Consider the following 20,753-nt stretch of genomic DNA (forward strand, 5'->3'; position numbering starts at 1 on the left):
CGCTCGATCCGTTTCTCCTGAGGACATGACCATGACCGCTTCCGGCAACAAGCTCATCGATGCCGCCACCACGCTGGTGGGCTGGATCAACTACAGCGCCACCGACCCGTTCGAGCGCACCCGGGTGAGTGCTGAGATCGTGCGCCTGAGCGTTCCGCTCGACACCGTCGAGCACTTCACCCTGCTGTTCTCCCACCCCGGTGCCGCTGCTGCGGTGACGGCCGTGCTGCAGGTGGCCCCGCTGCTCAAGGACGGCACCACCGGCACCTGGGTGACGGCCGCCACCGTGGCGATCCCCGCCGCTGGCGGCCAGATCGAGGCGACGATCAGCGGCGATGCCCTGGTGCCCGCCGCTGGTGATCTGGCCAACGTGGTTGACCCGTGCTTCTTCTTTGCGCGCGCAACCCTGACGCCATCGACGCCCGCTGGTGCCCACGTCAGCCTCACCCACGGTTGAGCCGATGAGTGACTCCGGCCCTGACGACCTCAATGGCTCCGTGATTGAGGCGACGGCGCTCGCCAATCCAGTCGTGCGCCCCACGGTGCCCGGCTCCCCCTGGGCGCCGCCTCAAGCCCTGACGCAGGGCTCGGATCCGACGGTGCCGACGGCGCCGCCGCTCGATCCGTTGCCCGATGAACTCTCTGATCGCGTCCGACCCTCTGATCCGACGATGTCGATGCCACTCACCGATGCGATGCCGAGGCTGGATGTCCCCCCCGAGGGGATGATCCGGATCACCCGTGGCAGTGAGACCCGCTACTGCTTCCCGTGTCACATGGACGGTTGGCAGACCCTGGGCTGGCAGGCGCACGCTCCCAGCCTTCCGGGTGCTGATGGGGAGAACGGTGGATCGCCGGTTGATCCGCCTGACTCGGTTCCAACGATCACCGCGATCAAAGGCGGACCATTTGTGGTCAAGGGCGAGACCGTGGAGGCGTTCGTTGTTGGTACGGGCTTCTCTGCTGATGGTGACCTTGAGGTCCGTGGTGAGAGCCAGGCAGAGGCAGGTGACTACAGCTTCCTCAGCGCCACGGAGTTGAGCTTCCAGCTGGATTGCAGCCTGATCACTGAACCTGTCCGGCTGCCGGTGGTGGCGGTGAACAGTGCGGGCAGGAGCACGCCGTTCCTGCTTCCGGTGGTGGCCGCCGGATCTGTAAGTGCAGCGGTTGCGGATGCAGCGGTGGCGGCCTCGCTGCCTGAGTTTGCGGCGATGACCAAGGCGCAGATCATCGCCGAGGTGGAGCGCCGCTACGGCGTGGCGCTGGATCCGGGCATGACCAAGGCGGAGCTGGTGGCCGAGGCTGAGCGGCTGACCTCCGGTGGCCTGACTTCCGAGGCGGAACCTGACTCCCGAGGCGAGCTCCCGGCCCTGCCGCTGGATCTGCTGCGCTGATCCCGTCGCACCGCCATGCCTTACCCGCTGCCTACTGGCCTCGATGACACCAGCGGGCGGGTGCGGATCCTCCCGCCAGTTGGCTGCCCGGGCAGCGAGGAATGGGTGCTGCTCCATGAGGCACCGCGCTGGCGGGAGCTGAGCTTCCGGCTGGGGCCGGTGCCGGCGCTGCCGCTGGAGCTGTTCTGGATGCCAGCGCCCAGCCGCTGGAATGATCCGCTCGGCTCAGCGCCGATCGAGCTGGCGGTGAACCCACTGGGACTGCCGGCCCAGGACTTTCAGGTGGACTGGGGTGATGGCAGCAGCGAAACCGTGCCGTGGACGCCCTACCGGCCGGATGTGCCCAAGGTGCGGCATGTCTACGGGCAGCGGCTGGACCTGACCGTGACGGTGACGATGGGGGTGAACATCGCCACCTTGGCGGTGGCGCTGCTGGGCTGCCCGCTGCCGCCCAACATGATCCCGACGTCCCCAACTGGCGGCGCCGCTGGCGGCAGCTTGGTGGGCGTGGAGCCGCTGGTGCCGAGCGACGGCCTCGATGGGCTGGCCTACAACGGCAGCCGCGCCGAGGTGTGGCGGCTGCGCCTGCACCCCCAGGGCGGCCTGGCGCTGCTGCCTTCGCCGGTGGATGGCAAGCCGTCGCTGGTGGTGATGAACGGCTCCGGCGCAGCCAGCCGCGGCACCCGCTGGTATGCGGGTGATGGGCCACCGCCCAGCGAGGGGCTCAACCCGACGCCGGCACCGGGGGATCTGTACCTCAACCGGACGAACGGCCAGGTGTTCGAACTGATCGTGTGAGGCCAAGGCCCCGCCAGCGCCGGTGGCAATAGCTGGGGTGAAACGCTGGGGGAGTGGATGACGTCTTGGGGCGCCCTCGGGTTGTCGCTGCGGGGGCCGGAAGGCCCAGCTGGAGCTGCTGGTCCGGCGGGCAGCCAGGGCCCAGCCGGCGCCCAGGGCCCCCAAGGTGTGCCCGGCACCACAGGCAACACCGGACCAGCCGGGCCCACCGGAGCAACGGGACCAGGCGGAGCGACTGGTCCAGCTGGAGCCACCGGCAGCCAGGGCCCAGCCGGCCCTGCTGGGCCGAGTGTGTGGGGCGGCATCACCGGCAGCTTGAGCAGCCAGGCCGATCTGCAGGCGGCGCTCAACCTCAAGCTCAATGCCTCCAGGCTGACGGTGGGACCAACGGCACCAGCCAGCCCCCAGGTCAACGACCTCTGGGTGGACACCAACTGATGGCGATCACGAACCGCGACCAGTTGATTGCGGCGCTGACGCTCTCGCGCAACGCCCTGATCGACAAGGCGAGCCTCACCAACGCTGTCGCAGGCCGCTTCTATTCGCTCTGGCGGGCGACGGGCCAGCCGGGCCAGGGCGCCATCCCCACCACGGCGGCGGTCTGCACCCGTGCCACGACTGGGGCACTGCCGCTCACGAATCAGACACCGCCGTTGGCCAGTTACATCGCCTGGCTGGATCTGGTGACGGCCAACAGCGCCACCAACCTCAGCGTCCATGACCGGCTCTGTCACCAGGGCGGCCTCTCGGGCACCGTTGCTTCCCCGACGGTGCAGACCACCAACCTGCCCCTCACCCTCACCGGCGTTGCCGCTGATCGGATCGGCGCGGTGGACCTCTCTGAGCTCTGCTGGTGGCTGGAGTGGACCACGGACACTGGCGCCACGGGCGTCAACGCCACGGTGAACGTGACCTATGCCGATGACACCACCGGAGACGTGGTGATCGCCCTGGCGGCCACCAGCCGCGCCTCCGGCCTCTATCCGATCCTCCCCGCTGCGGGCAAGAGCGGGATCAAGCAGGTCAACAGCGTGACGCTGAGCGCCACCACCGGCACAGCCGGGGCTTTCGGGGTGACGTGCACCCGCTTTTTGACCGGCACCACGACGATGGTGGCCAACAAGAGCGAGATCCGCGACTGGGCTGGCCTGGGCTTGCCGGTGGTGCCCAATGACGCCTGCCTGGCGCTGCTGATGTTCTGCTCGACTACCACCACCGGCGCGGTGCGGGGCCTGCTCAAGCTGGCGGTGGGCTGAGCGATGCGCAGGCGTCAGGACCCGATCGGGCCCTTCGAGGGTGGCCAGGGCAACTGGGACCAGGGACCGGCGGGGCGGATCGTCACCGAAGAGTTCTTCGGGGTGAGGACGGCCAGCCCAGGTGCTGCGATGACCTACCTCGGCATCGATCGGGGCTTTCAGCCGATCACCGCCAAGGTCTGGACCGGCAGCGCCTGGATCCTGCGGCCGATTCGCTTCTGGAGTGGAGCGGCCTGGGTGCTGACCTGAGGGGCCTGCTCGCATCAATGGCAATAGCTCGTGAGAACGGCCTGCAGAGCTGATGACCTCCTGGGCGAACACCGGCTCGATCCGTGGACCGCAGGGGGTGCCTGGACCGACGGGCCCCACGGGACCGGCAGGCCCGGCAGGCAGCCAAGGAAATGCTGGCCCCCAGGGTTCACCTGGCCCCACCGGCAGCCAGGGGCCAGCGGGAGCCATCGGCCCCGCAGGCAGCACGGGAGCAGCTGGCCCCCAGGGCCCGGCTGGTCCCCAGGGCACCGCCGGCACCGGTATCAACCTCAAGGGCAGTGTTCCCACCTTCTCGGCGTTGCCGACGACCAACCGCCAGCAGGGGGACGCCTACATCGTTCAGGACGAGAACGACAGCCTCTACAGCTGGAACGCATCCGGCAGCGCCTGGGTGAACGCCGGGCCGATCTCAGGCCCCGCGGGCCCCGCTGGACCGACCGGCGCCGTGGGCCCAGCTGGCCCCACCGGCCCTACCGGACCGGCCGGCAGCACCGGTGCCGCTGGACCGCAGGGGATCCAGGGACCGATCGGTGCCACCGGTGGTGCCGGCGCCCAGGGTGCCCGCGGCACGGGCTGGTATGTAGGCAGCGGCCCGCCGCCAGCCTCGATCCCCGGCCAGATCACCGGAGACCTCTACCTCGATCAAAGCAACGGCGATGTCTACAAGCTCGGCGCGACGCCGACGGGAACCCCGGTGGCCAGCCTGCCGGCGATCGGTGCGGCCTACGAGGGCGGCTACTACGGCGGGCTGATCTCCCAGAGCATGAACGGCGTGGCCACCCACGCCCTGATCATTTCCCCCAAGGCCAGCGGCCAGAGCAGCCGGGCCTGCAAGACCAGCAATACGGCAACCACGGGGGCATCGAGCACCTTCGATGGCTGGGCGAACAGCAACGCCGCCAACGATGCGGCTCACCCGGCTACCCAGTGGGCGCGGGGGCTCTCCATCGCGACCTTCACCGACTGGTACATCCCGGCGCTGTTCGAGCTGGAGATCCTCTATCGGCGTTTCAAGCCGGACGGGAGCGAGGGCAACGTGACCACCCACGGCGCCAACCCCTATGCGGTGCCGGCCAGTGCCAACTACACCTTCTCGTCTCCTGCTCAGACCACCTTCCCGCTTTTTGCGATCGGCGGTGCCCAGGAGTTCCTGGCCGGCGGGATGGGCACCTCCACCCAGGACTCGGCCACCACCCATCAGGTGCAGGACTGGTTCTATGGCAACTGGGAGCCGCTGGGCAAGACGTTTCCCCAGACCGTGCGGGCGATCCGCAAGATCCAGGTGATCCCCTGATGCCAGTTGCTCCCCGCTGGGTACCGCGGATCGACACGCCCCGGCGGGCCCTTGAGCAGCAGACCAGTGGGCCGCTGAGTGGCCCAACGATGCTGGATCTGAGCTTTGCGGGCCTCGGCGTGGATGGCCTGTTCCTGGAGGTGAGCTGCTCGGTGGCCGCCTGGGTGAGCTTCTATGACTCTCCGGCGGCACGGACGGCGGACGCCGCCCGGCCGATTGAGGAGGACCCACCGCTCTCGGCCGGTGTGTTGCTCGACCTGCGCTTCTCCGCCGACACGCCGACCCTCAAGCTGGCGCCGCTCAGCAGCTATAGCAACGGCGAGATCCCCCTGCAGCAGCGGCTCTGGGCCAGGGTGCGCACCGAGGTGACGGGCGCCCACACGGCCAGTCTGGGCGTGCTGGCTCTGGTGCTCAACGATTCGGTGGGCGGCTGATGGCAGCGACGATCACCGATCTCAGCCGCCGCGGAGACCAGGGCTTTGCCCTCCCGGGCCTGTTTGCTGAGGCCCATGCCCTGCTGATGGCCTGGATCACGGCGGCCAACGGCCAGAACCCCACCCAGCTACTGAGCGTGCTCACTGGCCCCACCGCTGCGCCGGGCTTCTGCGGCTGGACGATCAAGGCACGCCTGGCGGCGCTCAGCGGCGGCTCTCCGGTGGAGCTCATGGGCCAGTGGGTGGCGAACCTGACGACGGGCGCTGTGACCACCCACGCCGGTCTGGCCTCGGGGTTCACAGCCGGTCCCGCCCTCGGTGGCCACGGCAGTCTCACGGGCGGGGTGGGCAGCACCAGTTCCCTGATCACCCTCCCCCCTCAACCGCTGCCGCTGGGGGCGGTGGTGGCCTCCTCCCTGGCGGCAGGCCAGGAGTTCTTCTGCTTTGCCTTCTCTCAGCACTCCTTCTCCAACCGGCAGGCGGTGGCGCTGCTGATCGCCAAGGACGTGGTCTCAGGCCAGTGGCACCTCTCGCTCACCGACATGGCCGGTGTGATCGCCACGGTGGCCTGGAACCTGGCACGCCCCCAGGTGCAGCTCTCCACGGCCTTCCGCGCTGACTTCTTCTCATCGGCGGCGCCGCTGATGCTGGTGCGCCCGGCCCAGTGGCTGCCGATCACACCGACGATCGTCTACCAGGTGCCGCTGCCGCCGGTGCAGTGGTGGGACCCGGTGGCGTTGCCGGCGGACCTGGCGCTCTACAACCGCACCTTCACAAGCCTTGGGTACATCAAGCCGGCTGATGGCAGCGAGTGGTTGCAACTCGGCCCGTCACGCCTGGTGGTGCGGCTCAAGGACCACACCAGCTGAACCGATGACCCTCACCTGCTCCGCCCTGCAATGGCCGCTGTGGAACTGGACCAGCAAGTTGGCCACTGATCCGGGCCAGAAGCTGGCGGAGGCCTTCAGTGCCTTTGCGGCGGAGGTGAATGCCACGCCGGCCAATGCCCTGGTGCCACTGTCGCTGATCAAGGATCACAGCGCCGCGACGGGCACCACCACCTACGGCTATGTCTGGCGGCTGGGCCATCCCCAGACTCCGGTGCTGCTCAGCTTCTCTAACAGCTCCAAGGTTCAGGGCTACAACTCCAGCAGCAGCTCGGCGCGCCTGCTGCTGGGCCTCGAGAGCGCCTACACCAACGACAGCAGCAACGGCGGCTACGGCAGCTTCTCGGCGACTCTCTTCAGCGTCAATGCCGGCCTGTCGCACTACGCCTCCGATGGCACACCCACCTGGGATCTGGCCGGCTTTCTGTTGATTCAGGCCGATACGACGCCAGGCCGTGAATTCTTCTGCTACACGATCGCGCCGGTCGGCACCGACATCAACACGCAGAATCACACGCTGCTGTTGTTCCGCTCGCCGGTAGTGAGCGGCTGGAGTGTGCTTCTCAACCGCTCCAACTCCTACACCGGCATGTTCTATTCGCAGAACAGCTACACCTGGAGCAACAACGCCGTGGTGGCGGCCTCGATCATTCCGCTCCCACCCACTGGCAGCGACCAGCAACTGATTCGTGGCTGCGGGTTGTATGCGAACACCGCCAGCGGCCTGTTCGCGCCGGGGATCCTCCAGCCACGCATCGCGCTGCCGGACTGCTTCTGGTTGGGCAGCAACCAGCACTCCGACCCGCGCCGTCTGGGCCGGGTGAGCAACCCCGGCGGAGTCGGCACCTTTTACCAGCTGGCGGCGGCCTACAGCGGCGCCACCGACCTCTGGTACCTCAACCCACCGGGGACGCAACCACGGGCGGGCTGGGACACGGTCGGTTCCTTGCCCTGGACCACGATCCCGGATCGGCTGAGCTTCTGCCCCCTGCTCACGCCTGGGCCCGTGGCGATGGGACCAACCACCGGCCCGGATTTCCTGATCGACTGGTCAACGGCAGCGCTCGGTGCCCCGGGCGTGCGCCAGCACCCCTTCTATGCCAAGCAGCTCCAGGGGGGTGGGGGATCTGGTGGAGGTGGCAGCGGCCGTCCGAGCAGCGGAGTGCTCTGGCCGCGGGGGGCGCCATGAGCGACTGTTGTGAAGCCCCAGGAATGTCTCAGCCAGCACCCCCGCCAGTGGGCCCATTGCCGCTTCTCGGGGATCGGAGCAGCCAGCCGCTGATCTCAGCGCGCAAGCAGATCCATCTGTTGGGCGGGTCTGCGAAGAATCTCGATGGACTCCACCGCCACAAGCCTGGGCTGCTCGTCGGTAGCCGCCTCGTAGCTGCCGCTGACCCGAACCGTGCAATCGAGGATCTCCTTGACTGTTGCCTTGTGCCGCTCTTCGTACATGCAGCGGATGCCGCGCAGATACCTGGGGCCGCGGATCTCAAAGCGCAAGGCATCCAGATCGATCTCCCGCACCACGCCCTCAAAGGAATCAGTGCCGCTGGAGCGCTTCCCAGAGGGTTCGTTCAAGCTTCTCCTCAAGATCTCCCGACTCTTCATGGTCAGTGGAGGCGGTGCCAGCTCGTCTTCTCCGGGGCAACTCAGGAACAAATCGGTGATGCCTTTGTTCTTTGACGATGGGGCCAGCTTGTGGGCAGCCAGCATGATGGTGTCTCGAACGGCCGGATCAGGAAACAGGGAATAAACCTCTTCGCTGACACCCTCCTCCTCGATCAGCCTTGGGATGATGGGAAGACTGCGGACAGCGTCCCTCACGGCTTGGTAAAGCCCGTCGGTGACCCCATCGAGAACCAACTGCCCCTGGGAGTCCACTTCCCCTGGCCTTGGCACCCGCATCCCCACAACCAGGCTTCCATAAGCCAACCCGGACAAGTGCGGATCGAGATGCTCAGGCCATTTCACCCTCTGCTCACCCAGCCCTGCGATCGACTTGGCGATGTGCTGAATCTGCGTGCGCAGCTTGGAAAAGGCTCCGGTGACCAGCGAAACCGGTGGCTCGTGATTGAGAACCCCTGGCCCCGTAAAGCGAGCGACCAAATCCGAATGATCCGCCAGTGAGGCAATGGGGTAATCGTCCCGATAGAGCTTCGCGAGCAACTCGAAATAGGGGGAGCTGATTTCATCTGGATTTTTGCCCATGCGCACGGCCAGCTCACGCGCAGCCAGCAACTCCTGGTGGATGATGCGGGCCTTCTCCTCAATCGCGTCGATCCAGCCGCCCATCACCGCAACCTCAACAGCCCTTTTTTGTGGCCGTAAAACAAGTTCATGGCGATTGCCTCCCTGGGATCTAAAGAACTGAAGTAGGCAACGAAGTCTCTCCCCGACTGCTGAAGTGCTGTATTGAGGTCGATCCGATAACGAAGCAAGATGTCAGGGCACCTCTGGCATAGATCAACAGCCTGCATCTTCTGTAGATCGGGAAGCTCACGTAGCTCTAAAACGAGATTGATATTGCTGGGCTCCTCCTTGGCGGTGACATAGCTGCCATCCAGCACCACAGGTGGGATGACCGCAAAGCGGGTGGATAGTTCATCTGCGATGAACTCCTGCAGGAGGTTGGTCAGTTGACGCCTCTGCTCATTCCAGGCAAGTGCGGCCTCCACCTCCTCTATCGTGCATCCATAAACCCCGCTGGGAAGCAGGCCATACCGATCGAAATCCGGGACGGGCATGCGCTACCTGCCGGCTGCAGCAGGTAGGCGAGTGGCTTTGCCTCCCATGCCTGTGCAAGGAACGCTGCCCAGGTCAGTACCGGTGGTGTGGCTGGGCATCAGCAGCTCAACGGATTAGCGGGTTTATACCCAGCCTCCTTGGCAAGCGGAACCAGCCGACAGGGTTTGTAGACATCCCATCCCCGCACAACCAGCCGGGGCCTTGAGGCAATGCCGGCCGGGGAGAAGGAGCCGCCATGACCCTGCAGATGCGCACACCTGTGCTGGCACGACTCTGACTCGATGGGACGGCACTCGCATGGCAGACGTGTCGACAGAAGGCGACCTGAGTCGCTGACACTTCCTTAGCTGTCACACGCCTCTTATTGCGAACGATGAGAACCTTTGCGCTGCAACGCCTCTGCTTAGTGCCGATGGCATTGGGTTGCGGCGGTTCTCGGGATGCCCAGCCGGGTCGGCTCTCGCAACCAGATCACATAGGGGCGATCCTACGGCTGACCACCAAATCTGGCAATCGCCGAAGGCGACTACACCATCCCTAGTGTTTTTCGCCTGTTTGTGACCGAAAGCCGGTGCTAGACCTTGAGTTCCGCACGGGACGGCCCTTCTACGCAAGAAGGGCCCAGGGAATCTGACCTCCCTGAGCCTCCCCTTGCGGGCTACTCCACTGGTATTGGAGCCATTTCATGCTGAACCATTCCGGGCTGCCACCGGAGCCCGACCCGCACAACTCAACAACCGCCCACCCATGCCGTGGGGCGGGGCCTGCTTCCCTCAACTGCTCTCACCAGGTGACATCGATGGAGATGCCCACGGCGAGGACGGCAGTCGATTGCGTTTGAGGGGAAGGCTGAACGATGACAACGGATCAACTGACGCGAGCCCTGCTCCACAAGGTGGTAACGACAGCGGAAGGGCCCTCAGGCACCTCCTACACCGTTGCCTACTTCGAAGACGCCGATGGAGACAAGCTCCTGGCGTTTGCCACCTCCGAGCGCTTCGGAGACCTGGATCTTCTCCCGTTGATGAAAGGCCAGGAGCTCGCCCTGGCGGCCGGGAGCCCTTGCCTGGAGGTGCAGCCGCTTCACCTCCAGAGCGAAGAGGTTCAACAACACGTTGCCGAGCAACGGACCCTGCTCTCGCTGCAACAGTTGATGCAAACCGGTCACTGACTCAGTTGAGCGCAGGTGGGTGCAATCAAGGTGCCCCACCCGTAGCGATGCCGCTTCTGCTCCTGGAATCACGCCGGCACAGCTGCGTGCTGCACCAGGAAGGCCTCGATCCAGTCGTGATGGCGCTTCTGCAGGATCCGATCGGCGATGGAAGTGGCCTCCTCCGGCACCTGGAACCGCTTGCGGAAGGCCTTGGTGAAGCCCTCCAGCACTGGCCGGGGCAACCCTCGCAGGGTGGCGAGGACCTGGCGGATGACGGCCGGGTCGAGGGGCGTCAGGCCCGGGTCGTCACTGGCTTCCGCTGTGGCGTTCGGGGCCGTGGGGGACGGGCTGCGGTGGATCAACCGCGTGCCGTTGCTGGCAGGACGCTGACCGGTGCTCTCCCCTGCCGAGTCGGTGACCTCTCGCTGCTGCTTGTCATAGAGCGCCAGTCCAAATGGGTTCCCGAAGGTCATCAGCGCGCGCTTCATGGCGTCGGTTTCCGCTTCCTTGAGAGCGGATTCATGGGCCTGGCCTAGATCGACATCGATGCCGTGGCCGGCGCCGCAGCCTTCCCGGATTACCGGGGTATGAGCAGTTGCCCCGACGGTGATGCGAACCCGGGCGGTGTAGGTGACGCCCCATCCGGGCCTGGCCTCACGACCGATGGGGCGCTCGGCCTGGTTCACGCAGTGGACCTCGATCGTTTCCCGCTGCCAGCCATCGAACCCGAAGATCCGATTGGCTTCGGCGATAACCTGCCAGCCCTCCAGGTAGCTGACCTTGGTGCGACCCTGCTCGCGCTGGCGCACCTTGGCGCGATCGAGAGGGGCAGAGAGGGACTGGATCTGCTCGGCTGAGAACGTGCAGGTCATGGCATCGAGGGGATGAGTAGGAACAGGGTTCGGGATCAGTGGGCGCAGGTTTCAGGCGGCAGCGGTTCGATCAACACCCAGCAGGGCGGCTCGCTGCAATGGATGTGATCCGGCGAGGGCCGGCGGCCCGGCGGGCGGGTGATGGGCACCACCCAGCTGGCCAGGCGGGTTGACCAGATATGGCCTTTGGGCCGTGGGCTGGTGGGTGTGGTGTTGGCGGTTGTGCTGCTGTAGGTGGAGAGATCCATGGCTTCTGGTGATCTGGTCTTGGCTCTGAATGGATGACCTGGGCCTGCCCCTGCAGCAGGCCCATAACGAGTGGGCTCTGCCCCCTCAGTGGATGCGCCAGGAACGGCGGGAGATCAGCTGGGCACCGGTGATCTGCTGGCCGGCCTTGAGGGCTTCCTTGATGGCGGACTTGTCCGGCTGGCTGGTGGTTTTCACCGTCAGCCACTCGGGAGCCAGGTCCAGCTCGTCGTCGATCTCGACTGACTGGGATCTGCGGCTTGTGAGTTCGTGGTTCGGGAAGGAGAAGCGGGTGGCCTGCGGCTGCAACCGGGTGAGCACCAGCACCAGGGAGTCCTCCAGGGCCTCGGCCCGGCTGGCATCGGAGCGGGCGAGATCGGTGAGCCGCTTTGCCTGCTGCTGGCGGTAGGCGGCCTGTCCGCGCAGGTGCTCGATCACCCAGCAGGTGGCATCGGCCTTGGCCGCCAGGGTCGCCTTGTTGCCCTCCTCGGCCAGCAGGGCAGCCTCCAACTCAGCGAGGGCCTGACTGCGGGAGTCGTCGTCATCGGACTCCAGCTGCTCGGCGAGCTGGCCGATGGCGGTGGTGAGCTCCTGGGCCTCGATGCCCAGCTGCCAGAGCGAACCGGTGCGCTGAAGGGAGCAGGCGGGGCCGGCAACATCCGCAGCAACGTGCGCTGGCGCCGTGGCAGCAGCGGTGGGGGTGGGGGTAAGAACAGGCATGACGGTGATAAGGGAATGGGAACGGAGGCGCCAACAGGCGCGGAAGGCATCAGGGGCAAGGAGCAGCAGCGGGAGCCGCCCAGCGAGCGGCGGATGGGCTGACCTCCACCACGGCGATCGGCACCGGGGAACGGGAGGCCATGCGGCGGGCTTCTCTCACCAGGGAGACCGTGCCGGGCCCGCCCGGGAAGGCCACCACCAGCACGGAGGTGGAGACCCCAGGGGCGGCGTGGGACTCGGCCCGGGCAACCGCCAGCTCGAGGAGCTCCCGGTTACGGATCGGCCCGGCGGCCCGGCCATGGCGCCGCCATTCGGCGGGCATGACCAGCGCCGACCAGCCCAGCTGATGCGCCGCGCGGGCAATGGCGGCATCGGCTCCTCGGGCTCCGCCGTGAAGGAGCAGATGGACCAGCCGGCCGCCGCTGCGGGCCAGCAGTTCAGCGGCCACCCGCTGATGGGACCAGGCCAGATCACGGCCTCCACCGGCCGCGATCACAAGAGACCGGCAGGGGGCCATTCCTGGCCTGGATGACATACAAAGAGCCATGGAATCAGTTGCCGTGAATGACAACTGATCGGGGCATCATGCCGCTGGCGAGAGTGCGGCGGTGATGGCGAGATCAGGGGATGACGTTGCCGCAGGCGACGGGCTCGGGGCCTTTGGCGCGACCTTTATTCTACCAGTACAAATGCACTTTGGGTACTGCAGAGCCACTGCAACTACTCGGATCTGAGGGTTTCTTGCTCATGCTCACGGACCTAGATTGGCTGACAGTCAGCTGGCCATCTTTGCGGCCGGCCTGGGGCTCTAGGCCTGATGGACAGCCGCGCAGTCGCGCGAAGCAACCCCTGGCCCTCGTCGCCCTGATCCATCACCTGCCGGCCGCGTAAGTGGCGGCACCGCAGCCGCGGAAGAGCCGCCTGGCAGCCGTGACCTGAGCACACCCATCCCGGCGGCGCCGAGGGGAGATCAGATTCACGCGAGCGCAAGGGTCGGCGAAGCCGACTTGCCCAGCCCTTGCGCCGTGTGACACCCTGCATCTCCGCCGCCGGATGGATCGTTCATTCCTTCTTAGGTTGCGCCCGGCGAGGAAACCTCAGCTGGCCGCCAGCCAGTGACGAGACCTCTCACATCCGAGCTGCATGTGAGAGAAATGATCGGGCTGCGTGAGAAGGAGCACGGGCGAGCCCTGCCTCCGCTCCCTTGACCTGCTGCTCCGAAGCCGTGCCCCGGACAGCTTTCTTGGCCAGATGAAGTTATTGACGCCGGCCCCAGGACCAGAATCTCTCACCTTTTCTCTCACATGCCCAAGGGCCAATCACTGAGAAGTCAATCGGGGCGACAGGATTCGAACCTGCGACCTAGTGCTCCCAAAGCACCCGCGCTACCAAGCTGCGCCACGCCCCGTTAGGTGAGACTTTACCTTCCGAGCTCCTGGCGATTGCGTCATTGATGGGAACCTCACTCGGCTCTGGTCAGGACAGAGCGTTCATTCCCACACGCACCCTCGAGCCCTGATCGCTGGAGAGCACCTCGATGCCGTAGCGGATGCGCTCCTTGAGGGCTCCCACGTGACTGATGATGCCGATCATGCGGCCGCCTTCCCGCAACCGGTCGAGTTCGTCCATCGCCAGCTGGAGGTTGTCGGGATCGAGGGTGCCGAAGCCCTCATCGATGAACAGGGCCTCGAGGTGCACCCCGCCTGAGTGGGCCTCCACGGTGTCGGCCACACCCAGGGCCAGGGCCAGGGAGGCCTGGAAGGTTTCGCCGCCCGAGAGGCTGCTCACCTCTCGCTCCTCGCCGGTGTAGGCATCGAGGACACGCAGGCCCAGGCCCGCCTGGCGGCCGCCGCGCCCCCCCTCATCGGTGAGCCGCAGCTGATAGCGGCCTGAGGTCATCAGCTCAAGCCGCTGGTTGGCGTAGCGGCAGATATCGCCCAGATAGGCGGAGAGCACCCAGCGCTGCAGGGAAATGAAGGGAGCGGCCTTGCCAGAGCAGCGATCGGCCACGGCACTCAACAACTGTGCCCGCTCCCTCCGGGCGGCCAGCTCGCCTGCCCCGCTCCGGTGCTCAGAGCTGAGCCGCTCGATCTCCGCCTGCGCTCCTCGGGCTTCGCTGTGGCGCTCCACGGCCGCCGTGCGGGCGGCATCAGCGGTGGAAACCGCTTCCTGGGCCGTCGCGGTATCTGGCCGCTCCGCTGGCAGATCGGCCAGGTCCGCTGAGGCCAGCAGTCCCCTCAGCCCAATCAATTCCGTCTCGTAGGCCTTGATCCGCTGGGCCCAGAGCTGGCGCACGTTCTCCTCCCTGAGGGCGGCCACCACGGCCAGGCCATCGGCAAACTCCGATCCGGCCATATCCGTCGCCAGGCGGCCCGAAGCCTGCTCAAGCCGGGTCATGGCAGTGGTGATTTCTTGGCAGCGTCCCGCCAAAGCTTTCAGAGCTTCCTCCAGGGGTTCGTAGGTCTTCACCGCCTGCAGTGGATCGACCCCCGCCCCAAGCTGGCTGGCGATGTCGGCGGTGAGTGTTTGCGCCCGTTGATTTTCGTCTGCGGCGGCCCTGGACTGCACCGCCAGCTCCGTGCTGGCCGACTGAATGCTCGCTTGGAGTGCCTGGAGCTCCTGCTCGTGATCGTTGATCGCCTGCTCCAGGCTGGCCACTGTTACGGCTAGGGCCTGCGCAGTGGCCATGGTCTCGCTGGCCTGTAGAGCTGCAGTCCGCGCCGCCGCCTGATCAAGGTCGGCGCCGCCGGCTTTCTCCAGCACCGCCGCCAGTTCTCCCTGTGTCTTCTGCAGATCAACCGCGGCCTGCTCGGCAGCCTTGGTTGCCACGTTCAGCTCACTCTCCGCCGCAGTGATCGCCTCATCACTGACGGCGTCCTGGGACGGCTGAGATGGTGCCGGATGGTGCGCCGAACCGCAGACCGGGCAGGGGGCTCCAGACTCCAGTCCGCCGGCGAGCAGAGCCGCCATGCCAGCAATCTGACGTCGCCGGTGATCGTTCAGAGCGGCCGTGGCCTGGTTAAGCCGAGCATCGGCCATGGTTTTCGCGGCCGTGGCCTCACTCTCCTGCTTCTTGGCAGGGGCGATGGCCTCCACGGCCCGGGCGCGATCAATGGCCTCCTCTGCCGCCCGCTGCAACCCGTTGAGCTGGTCACGGGCCGAGCAGGCTTTGGTGAAGGCATTGGCGGCGGCCTGCCGCGCCTGCTGGCAGCTTTCTCTGGCGGCGGTACTGCTGGTCAGCCGCTCCTCAGCTCTTCTGGCCTGGGCAGCGGCGGCGGCGGCCCTGGCCCTTGCCTGGGCAGCTTCCATGGCCTGACTGGCCAGGGCCGTCAGCTCCACCCGTCGCGCCGCGAGGTCGTTGCGCGCTTCGCCCAGCTCCTCCAGGCTTGGCCGTGCCATCAGATCAAGCAGGACCAGCGAAGCCGGCAGGGCCTGAGCGGCGTCCCTGGCCCGGTTCGCCCGCAGCAGCTCTGCCTTGATCCCGGCCTCAAGCGTGCTCAGGGCATCACGGGCGGCCTGCTCGGTTTCCACGCTGGGGCGCAGCGCCTCGGCCGCCTCCGCCCTGCTCAGCCGCTGACGGAAGTCGATGACCGCCTCTTGCTTGGCCTCCAGTTCGGTGAGCCTGGAGAGGGCCTCTGAGCGCCGATCCCAGCGGTCGGCCAGCTTCTCGATCGCCGCCATGGCCTTCCGGGTGAGTTCAAGGCTTGCGCCCAGCTGGTTCAGGCTGTCTTGGGTGCCCCCCACCACCGCAGCGATCTGCTCCACCAGCAGATCCAGGCCCTCCTGATCGTTGGGTACCTCCAAGGGCTGTGGGGCATAGGGGCTCCACTCATGGGCAGCCTGGTGGCGCAGCACCTCCAGGGTCCGGTTCTGCTCGGCCACCTCGATGCGGGCGGCCTTGGCACGCTCCTCCAGCCAGCTGACTGCCTGCTCGTAGATCACCGTGTCGAAGAGGGTTTTCAGCAGCGCCTCCCGCTCCTCGGCCCTGGCCCGCAGCACTTCGGCGAACTTGCCCTGGGGCAGCAGGATCACCTGGCGGAACTGGGCGGCATCGAGACCCACCAGCCCCTGCACCTCGCGGGTGACCTCAGTGGTGCGGCTGGCGATCGGCTGCCAATCGTCGCCGACCAGCCGGAACAGCACCGCCTGCGGCGCCTTCTCGGTGGTTCCTTCACCCCGGGTCTTGGGGGCGGTGTACGCGGGTGATCGCTCCACGCGGTAGCGGGCCCCGCCACTGGAGAACTCCAGGCTCACCCGCGGCACGGCTGAGGGCTCGGCGTGATCAGATTTCAGCGCCTTGACGCTGCGATCCCCCGACACCTCGCCGTAGAGCGCGAAGCAGAGGGCATCGAGCAGGAAGGTCTTGCCGGCACCGGTGCTGCCGTGGATCAGGAACAGACCCTCCTGGCTGAGCGCGTCGAAGCCGATCTCCACGGGTTCGGCATAGGGCCCGAAAGCCTCGATCCTGAGCTGGTGTGGTTTCAGCGCTCCCCTCCCTTTGCGGCCACTTCGAGCGCTTCCCGCAGCAGATCGCCCTCGGCCTGGTTGGCGGCTCGCCCCTGCTGATCAGCGAAGAATGCCGCCGTCAGTTCAAACGGTGAAGCGGCCTGGCGCACCTGCTGGTTGCGCTCGCTGGCCGTGGAGCGCAGCACCTCCGGCGGACGGTGGCGCAGTTCGGCCACATGGGGGAAGCGCCGGCGCAGTCGGGCCATGGCCTGCAGGGGCAGCACCTCGTCGCTGAGGAACACCCGCACCCATGCGTCGACGGCCGACTCAAACTGCGGATCACAGCAGAGCTGGTCGATGCTTCCTTCAATGGTGCACAGCGATCGGCCCACCTGCAGCGGCACAAGCTCAACCGTTGGCTGGCCTGCGGCGTCGAGCTCCACGAGCCGCACCGACTTGGTGTGGTTCTGCTCGGAGAAGGAATAGGGCAGTGGGGTGCCGGAATAAGCCAGCCGGGGGCCATCCAGCTGCTGGGAGCCGTGCAGATGGCCCAGGGCCACGTAGTCGAAGCCGGCGAAAGCCTCCACGCTCACCCGATCGACGTTTCCGACAGTGAGCTCCCGCTCTGACTCCGAGCTCTCCCCGCCAGCGACGAAGGTGTGGGCCACCAGCAAAGAGCGGTGCTTCGGCCGGCCTTGGAGATCCCGGCGGATCCGCTCCAGTGCCAGCCGCGTCACCTCGTCATGGCGCAGGCGCACCGGCGGCGCCTCCTCCCCCAGCGCACTGTTCAGGCCAGGCCCATCCACCGCCGGCTCCAGGTAGGGAAGCGGGTAGATCGCCACCGGAGCCCCCCCCAGCCGGGGGCTCACCAGCACCGGCTCATGGGCCCGGCGCACGTCCCCCCGGATCGTCACCCCGAAGGAGGCGAGCAGGGGGTCGTAAACCGACACCCGCACATGGGAATCGTGGTTGCCGGCGATCGCCACCACCGCGGCACCGTTCTGGCGCAACTGGGCCAGAGTTTCGTTGAAAAGCTGCACGGCCTCGGATGGCGGGATCGCCCTGTCGTAGAGGTCGCCGGCGATCAGGACCGCATCAACAGCCCCCTCCCTGGCCAGCTCCACGATCCGCGACAGCGCCGCCGCCTGCTCCTCGAGCAGGGATGCGCCGTGGAAAGTCCGCCCAAGGTGCCAGTCGGAGGTGTGAAGCAGGCGCATCAGCGGCAGCTCACGCTCAGTTCCTGCCTGAGGCCGACGTTAAGTGGGCAGCGACTCCCGGCCGCAGGCGGCTGGCTGGACTCCAACAACGGTCACGCGGAAGGATGTAACCGTGATCAAGTCGATCGCAGAACTGCCTGACCTGCTCAGTTCAATGGCCCGCTGAGCGGGAACGGAATCAGGGGGCCCAGCCGCAGTGGTTGCCGGGGTAGCGCAGCGTGCGCCAGTCGCCGCCGGGGGTGCTCACTTCGACGCCGATACCGATCGGGTCCTCAAGGCCGTTGCTGTTCTGCTGCCACCACTCCTGAGCTGCATCCCAGGCGGCATCCATCGAGTCGAAATGGTCGTCGAGGACGGGATGGGGGCAGCACCGCTGGTCGACCAACCGGTAAAGCCGCGCTACGTGGGCCTGCTTGCCGGCGGAGACGGTACGGAAGGAAGAGAACGCCATGGCCCGCACATCGACAACCTCCCCATGGTGGCGGCTGTGACAGCTGTTGACTGTCACCTTCATTACAAGACACCGATGTCAAAGGATGCGCACTGTGGTCCCCAGGGCAAGGTGGACGGCTCAGCCGGTGGCCACCAACCTTCAGCCCAGCATGGCGATGCAGTCGATTTCGACCAGGGCCCCCTTAGGTAGCGCCGCCACCTGAACGCAGGCCCTGGCCGGCGAGACCCCAGCCGAGAACACCTGGGCGTAAAGAGCATTGACCCGGGCGAAGTCGGCCAGATCGGTGAGGAACACCGTGGTGCGCACCACCTGCTGGGCTGTGCAGCCCGCCGCGCTCAGCACCGCCTGAAGATTGGTGAGCACCTGCCTGGTTTCGGCCTCCACATCCCCGTCGCCCACCAGCACACCCGTGGCTGGATCCAGGGCGATCTGGCCGGAGCAGAACAGCAGCCCCCCCGCCTTGACCGCCTGGTTGTAGGGACCCACCGGTGCTGGCGCTGCGGCCGTGGTGACCGCCTCGGCGGGAGTGCCCATGCCCATGGCTATGGCAGGTGAAAATGGATGTCAACTGTACGGACCAGGCTCCATCGCCCCTTCCACCCCAGTTCCGCTGCCTGTGTCCACCGCACTCCAGGCGGATGAGCGACCTGATCCTGTGCGGCTGGAGAACGTCTGGCACCGCTACCCCACTGCCCGTGGCGCCACCGACGCCGGTAATCCACAGAACTGGACCCTGCAGGGGGTGAACCTGCAGCTGCACCAGGGCGAATTGGTTGGGTTGCTGGGCCCTTCCGGTTGCGGAAAGACGACCCTGCTGCGTCTGATCGCCGGCTTCGAGCGGCCGGCCCGCGGCCGGGTGCTGATCCATGGCCAGGAGGTGGCAGGCCCCCACGGCTGGCTGGCACCGGAGCGTCGGGGGGTGGGCATGGTCTTCCAGGACTACGCCCTCTTCCCCCATCTCGATGCCTGGAGCAACGTCTGTTTCGGGCTCAAGCCCCGCCAGGATCGCAGCCGGGCTGCCTGGCTGCTGGAGCTGCTGGGGCTGACGGGGTTGGAGCGCCGCTACCCCCACGAACTCTCGGGCGGTCAGCGGCAGCGCCTGGCCCTGGCGCGGGCCCTCGCTCCGGGACCAACTCTGCTGCTGCTGGATGAGCCCTTCTCGAACCTGGATGTGGAGGTGCGGCTGAGGCTGCGGGCCGAGCTCCCCGGCGTGCTCAGCCGCTGCCAGGCCAGCGGCCTGATCGTGACCCACGATCCCGAGGAGGCCCTGGCCATCTGCGACCGGGTCGCGGTGCTGCAGGGGGGGCATCTGCACCAATGCAGCAGTCCGCGCGAGATGGTGCGAGCTCCCGCCTCAGCCTTCGTGGGCCGCTTCGTTTTGCAGGGAAACCTGCTCGAGGCCCATTGGAGCGGCGACCAGCTGCTCACGCCCCTCGGTGCCTTGCGCCCGGAGCCGAGCGAATCCATCCCCAGCGCTGATGCTCCCGGCCCCTGGCAGGTGCTGCTGAGTCCATCGGCCTTTGATCTCAACGTCGATCCCAGTGGCCCCGCCGAGGTGGTGGCACGTGAGTTCCTTGGGCGTGAGTGGCTCTACCAGGTGCGGCTCGACGCTCTGGGCTCCGCTGCCCCGGTTGATCTCCGCTTTCGCCTGCCCCTCGAGCGCGACTACCCTCTCGGCCTGCGCTGCCGCCCGTGGTTGCGGCCCGGCGAGCCAGCCCGTCTCTTCCCCACAGGCCAGAGCCTCTGGCCGTCGGAGTCCCCCAGCCCAAAGGCGGCCTGATCAGCCCTGCCAGTGGTCCTTGCTGCGGCGACGGCTGGCGAACGTTTCCACATCGCTGGCCCTGAGCATCAGGTTCGTGGCCCGCTCAAGGGCGATCGTGCTGGGGATGGTGGGCTGATTCCGCTTCCGCCGCTCCTCCACGGCCGCGAGCCGCTCCTGGATCGCCGCTCGCTCCGCCCCCGGCTCCGGACAGTTCGCCGCCGCCCAGCGCAGATTGTCGAGGGTGTACTCGTGGGCGCACCAGACGCGGGTGTCCCCGGGCAGGGCCCCCAGCCGCTGCAAAGAATGGTGCATCTCCGTGGGGCTTCCTTCGAACAGCCGCCCGCAACCAGCGGCGAAGATCGTGTCGCCGCAGAACAGCTCTCCCTGGCCATCCGCCAGCGGCGGCAGATAGAAGGCCAGGTGGCAGCGGGTGTGCCCGGGAACCGCCAGTACATCCACGCAGCGCCCCAGCAGCTCCAGCTGGTCGCCGTCCTGCAGGGACACGGTCTGGAAAGGAATGCGCGCCCGGTCCGCCCCTGAAGCCATCACAGCTGCATCAGGCCAGTGGCGCAGCAGACCCGGGGTGCCGTCGATGTGGTCCCGGTGGTGGTGGGTCTGCAGCACCGAGACCAGCTCAAGTCCCTTTCTCTCCAGCCAGGTGATCACCGGCTCGGACACACCGGGGTCCACCACCACCGCCCGTGCACCGTCGTGGAGCACGACGACGTAGTTGTCGTGCAGCACCGGGATCAGCTCCACCTCGCTATGACTCGCGTCCATCGGTAAAGTTCAGGTTGCGGTGTAA

General features: G+C 66.9%; 23 protein-coding genes and 1 tRNA gene. 12 read left to right on the plus strand and 12 right to left on the minus strand.

What is annotated here, in order from left to right:
• The first annotated feature begins 25 nt into the window (after positions 1–25).
• From KBY93_RS06050 to KBY93_RS06095, 10 genes are read left to right on the plus strand one after another with little or no spacing between them, the layout of a single operon-like run.
• On the plus strand, positions 26–457 hold the full coding sequence (locus tag KBY93_RS06050) for a hypothetical protein (RefSeq protein WP_255093376.1): 432 nt from the start codon (positions 26–28) through the stop codon (positions 455–457).
• Positions 458–461: 4 nt separating this feature from the next.
• Positions 462–1,394 carry a hypothetical protein gene (locus KBY93_RS06055; RefSeq protein ID WP_255093377.1) on the plus strand — a complete coding sequence of 311 codons (933 nt, stop codon included), beginning with the start codon at positions 462–464 and terminating at the stop codon, positions 1,392–1,394.
• Positions 1,395–1,409: 15 nt separating this feature from the next.
• On the plus strand, positions 1,410–2,192 hold the full coding sequence (locus KBY93_RS06060) for a hypothetical protein (RefSeq protein ID WP_255093378.1): 783 nt from the start codon (positions 1,410–1,412) through the stop codon (positions 2,190–2,192).
• A 57-nt stretch (positions 2,193–2,249) separates the two neighbouring features.
• Complete coding sequence (locus KBY93_RS06065) at positions 2,250–2,630, plus strand: hypothetical protein (RefSeq protein WP_255093379.1); 381 nt, start codon at positions 2,250–2,252, stop codon at positions 2,628–2,630.
• Positions 2,630–3,448, plus strand: coding sequence for a hypothetical protein (locus KBY93_RS06070; RefSeq protein WP_255093380.1), 819 nt, complete (start codon positions 2,630–2,632; stop codon positions 3,446–3,448). Before KBY93_RS06065 ends, KBY93_RS06070 begins: the two co-directional genes overlap by 1 nt.
• 3 nt (positions 3,449–3,451) lie before the next feature.
• On the plus strand, positions 3,452–3,697 hold the full coding sequence (locus KBY93_RS06075) for a hypothetical protein (protein ID WP_255093381.1): 246 nt from the start codon (positions 3,452–3,454) through the stop codon (positions 3,695–3,697).
• A gap of 52 nt (positions 3,698–3,749) precedes the next feature.
• Positions 3,750–5,012: a hypothetical protein gene (locus KBY93_RS16065; RefSeq protein ID WP_261355261.1), complete on the plus strand. Its 1,263-nt coding sequence runs from the start codon at positions 3,750–3,752 to the stop codon at positions 5,010–5,012.
• Positions 5,012–5,446 carry a hypothetical protein gene (locus KBY93_RS06085; protein ID WP_255093382.1) on the plus strand — a complete coding sequence of 145 codons (435 nt, stop codon included), beginning with the start codon at positions 5,012–5,014 and terminating at the stop codon, positions 5,444–5,446. Before KBY93_RS16065 ends, KBY93_RS06085 begins: the two co-directional genes overlap by 1 nt.
• Positions 5,446–6,315: a hypothetical protein gene (locus KBY93_RS06090; RefSeq protein WP_255093383.1), complete on the plus strand. Its 870-nt coding sequence runs from the start codon at positions 5,446–5,448 to the stop codon at positions 6,313–6,315. Before KBY93_RS06085 ends, KBY93_RS06090 begins: the two co-directional genes overlap by 1 nt.
• A 4-nt stretch (positions 6,316–6,319) precedes the next feature.
• Positions 6,320–7,522 carry a hypothetical protein gene (locus KBY93_RS06095; protein ID WP_255093384.1) on the plus strand — a complete coding sequence of 401 codons (1,203 nt, stop codon included), beginning with the start codon at positions 6,320–6,322 and terminating at the stop codon, positions 7,520–7,522.
• Between the two features lie 95 nt (positions 7,523–7,617).
• Here the strand turns inward: KBY93_RS06095 and KBY93_RS06100 are convergent, their stop codons facing one another.
• Together KBY93_RS06100 and KBY93_RS06105 are read right to left on the minus strand one after the other, a co-directional pair.
• The gene (locus KBY93_RS06100) at positions 7,618–8,625 is read right to left on the minus strand and encodes a hypothetical protein (RefSeq protein WP_255093385.1); all 1,008 of its coding nucleotides are present in this window, start codon (positions 8,623–8,625) and stop codon (positions 7,618–7,620) included.
• The gene (locus KBY93_RS06105; protein WP_255093387.1) at positions 8,625–9,077 is read right to left on the minus strand and encodes a DUF6932 family protein; all 453 of its coding nucleotides are present in this window, start codon (positions 9,075–9,077) and stop codon (positions 8,625–8,627) included. Before KBY93_RS06105 ends, KBY93_RS06100 begins: the two co-directional genes overlap by 1 nt.
• An 857-nt stretch (positions 9,078–9,934) precedes the next feature.
• Here KBY93_RS06105 and KBY93_RS06110 point away from each other — a divergent pair.
• Positions 9,935–10,249, plus strand: a complete 315-nt coding sequence (locus KBY93_RS06110; RefSeq protein WP_255093388.1) for a hypothetical protein — start codon at positions 9,935–9,937, stop codon at positions 10,247–10,249.
• A gap of 68 nt (positions 10,250–10,317) precedes the next feature.
• Here the strand turns inward: KBY93_RS06110 and KBY93_RS06115 are convergent, their stop codons facing one another.
• The 9 genes from KBY93_RS06115 to KBY93_RS06155 all read right to left on the minus strand — a co-directional run bounded on the left by KBY93_RS06115 (position 10,318) and on the right by KBY93_RS06155 (position 18,726).
• Positions 10,318–11,103, minus strand: a complete 786-nt coding sequence (locus tag KBY93_RS06115) for an RAD52 family DNA repair protein (protein ID WP_255093389.1) — start codon at positions 11,101–11,103, stop codon at positions 10,318–10,320.
• 35 nt (positions 11,104–11,138) lie between these two features.
• The gene (locus KBY93_RS06120; RefSeq protein ID WP_255093390.1) at positions 11,139–11,351 is read right to left on the minus strand and encodes a hypothetical protein; all 213 of its coding nucleotides are present in this window, start codon (positions 11,349–11,351) and stop codon (positions 11,139–11,141) included.
• Positions 11,352–11,436: 85 nt separating this feature from the next.
• Positions 11,437–12,069, minus strand: a complete 633-nt coding sequence (locus tag KBY93_RS06125; protein WP_255093391.1) for a siphovirus Gp157 family protein — start codon at positions 12,067–12,069, stop codon at positions 11,437–11,439.
• Positions 12,070–12,118: 49 nt separating this feature from the next.
• Positions 12,119–12,586, minus strand: coding sequence for an SLOG family protein (locus tag KBY93_RS06130; protein WP_255093392.1), 468 nt, complete (start codon positions 12,584–12,586; stop codon positions 12,119–12,121).
• Between the two features lie 817 nt (positions 12,587–13,403).
• A tRNA-Pro gene (locus KBY93_RS06135) sits at positions 13,404–13,477 on the minus strand.
• A 68-nt stretch (positions 13,478–13,545) separates the two neighbouring features.
• The gene (locus KBY93_RS06140) at positions 13,546–16,554 is read right to left on the minus strand and encodes an AAA family ATPase (RefSeq protein WP_255093423.1); all 3,009 of its coding nucleotides are present in this window, start codon (positions 16,552–16,554) and stop codon (positions 13,546–13,548) included.
• A complete protein-coding gene (locus KBY93_RS06145) occupies positions 16,551–17,732 on the minus strand; it encodes an exonuclease SbcCD subunit D (protein ID WP_255093393.1) in 1,182 nt (393 codons plus the stop codon). Before KBY93_RS06145 ends, KBY93_RS06140 begins: the two co-directional genes overlap by 4 nt.
• 178 nt (positions 17,733–17,910) lie before the next feature.
• Positions 17,911–18,183 (minus strand): hypothetical protein, encoded by a 273-nt coding sequence (locus KBY93_RS06150; RefSeq protein ID WP_255093394.1) that lies wholly within the window; start codon positions 18,181–18,183, stop codon positions 17,911–17,913.
• Positions 18,184–18,324: 141 nt separating this feature from the next.
• Complete coding sequence (locus KBY93_RS06155) at positions 18,325–18,726, minus strand: Rid family detoxifying hydrolase (RefSeq protein WP_399222688.1); 402 nt, start codon at positions 18,724–18,726, stop codon at positions 18,325–18,327.
• A gap of 76 nt (positions 18,727–18,802) precedes the next feature.
• On the opposite strand from KBY93_RS06155, the gene KBY93_RS06160 reads away from it, so the two are divergent.
• Positions 18,803–19,966, plus strand: a complete 1,164-nt coding sequence (locus KBY93_RS06160) for an ABC transporter ATP-binding protein (protein WP_255093395.1) — start codon at positions 18,803–18,805, stop codon at positions 19,964–19,966.
• On the opposite strand, the gene gloB is transcribed toward KBY93_RS06160, so the two are convergent.
• Complete coding sequence (gloB, locus tag KBY93_RS06165; protein ID WP_255093397.1) at positions 19,967–20,728, minus strand: hydroxyacylglutathione hydrolase; 762 nt, start codon at positions 20,726–20,728, stop codon at positions 19,967–19,969.
• Positions 20,729–20,753: the final 25 nt, after the last annotated feature.

Source organism: Synechococcus sp. J7-Johnson, from assembly GCF_024345795.1.
Taxonomy (GTDB): domain Bacteria; phylum Cyanobacteriota; class Cyanobacteriia; order PCC-6307; family Cyanobiaceae; genus Regnicoccus_A.

Coding starts and splice junctions, on each gene's coding strand:
- KBY93_RS06075 (WP_255093381.1), top strand. CDS start 3,452: ATGCGCAGGCGTCAGGACCCGATCGGGCCCTTCGAGGGTGGCCAGGGC.
- KBY93_RS16065 (WP_261355261.1), top strand. CDS start 3,750: ATGACCTCCTGGGCGAACACCGGCTCGATCCGTGGACCGCAGGGGGTG.
- KBY93_RS06090 (WP_255093383.1), top strand. CDS start 5,446: ATGGCAGCGACGATCACCGATCTCAGCCGCCGCGGAGACCAGGGCTTT.
- KBY93_RS06130 (WP_255093392.1), bottom strand. CDS start 12,586: ATGGCCCCCTGCCGGTCTCTTGTGATCGCGGCCGGTGGAGGCCGTGAT.
- KBY93_RS06095 (WP_255093384.1), top strand. CDS start 6,320: ATGACCCTCACCTGCTCCGCCCTGCAATGGCCGCTGTGGAACTGGACC.
- KBY93_RS06115 (WP_255093389.1), bottom strand. CDS start 11,103: ATGACCTGCACGTTCTCAGCCGAGCAGATCCAGTCCCTCTCTGCCCCT.
- KBY93_RS06145 (WP_255093393.1), bottom strand. CDS start 17,732: ATGCGCCTGCTTCACACCTCCGACTGGCACCTTGGGCGGACTTTCCAC.
- KBY93_RS06105 (WP_255093387.1), bottom strand. CDS start 9,077: ATGCCCGTCCCGGATTTCGATCGGTATGGCCTGCTTCCCAGCGGGGTT.
- KBY93_RS06065 (WP_255093379.1), top strand. CDS start 2,250: ATGACGTCTTGGGGCGCCCTCGGGTTGTCGCTGCGGGGGCCGGAAGGC.
- KBY93_RS06150 (WP_255093394.1), bottom strand. CDS start 18,183: ATGGCGTTCTCTTCCTTCCGTACCGTCTCCGCCGGCAAGCAGGCCCAC.
- KBY93_RS06100 (WP_255093385.1), bottom strand. CDS start 8,625: ATGGGCGGCTGGATCGACGCGATTGAGGAGAAGGCCCGCATCATCCAC.
- KBY93_RS06070 (WP_255093380.1), top strand. CDS start 2,630: ATGGCGATCACGAACCGCGACCAGTTGATTGCGGCGCTGACGCTCTCG.
- KBY93_RS06125 (WP_255093391.1), bottom strand. CDS start 12,069: ATGCCTGTTCTTACCCCCACCCCCACCGCTGCTGCCACGGCGCCAGCG.
- KBY93_RS06120 (WP_255093390.1), bottom strand. CDS start 11,351: ATGGATCTCTCCACCTACAGCAGCACAACCGCCAACACCACACCCACC.
- KBY93_RS06155 (WP_399222688.1), bottom strand. CDS start 18,726: ATGGGCATGGGCACTCCCGCCGAGGCGGTCACCACGGCCGCAGCGCCA.
- KBY93_RS06110 (WP_255093388.1), top strand. CDS start 9,935: ATGACAACGGATCAACTGACGCGAGCCCTGCTCCACAAGGTGGTAACG.
- gloB (WP_255093397.1), bottom strand. CDS start 20,728: ATGGACGCGAGTCATAGCGAGGTGGAGCTGATCCCGGTGCTGCACGAC.
- KBY93_RS06050 (WP_255093376.1), top strand. CDS start 26: ATGACCATGACCGCTTCCGGCAACAAGCTCATCGATGCCGCCACCACG.
- KBY93_RS06055 (WP_255093377.1), top strand. CDS start 462: ATGAGTGACTCCGGCCCTGACGACCTCAATGGCTCCGTGATTGAGGCG.
- KBY93_RS06085 (WP_255093382.1), top strand. CDS start 5,012: ATGCCAGTTGCTCCCCGCTGGGTACCGCGGATCGACACGCCCCGGCGG.
- KBY93_RS06060 (WP_255093378.1), top strand. CDS start 1,410: ATGCCTTACCCGCTGCCTACTGGCCTCGATGACACCAGCGGGCGGGTG.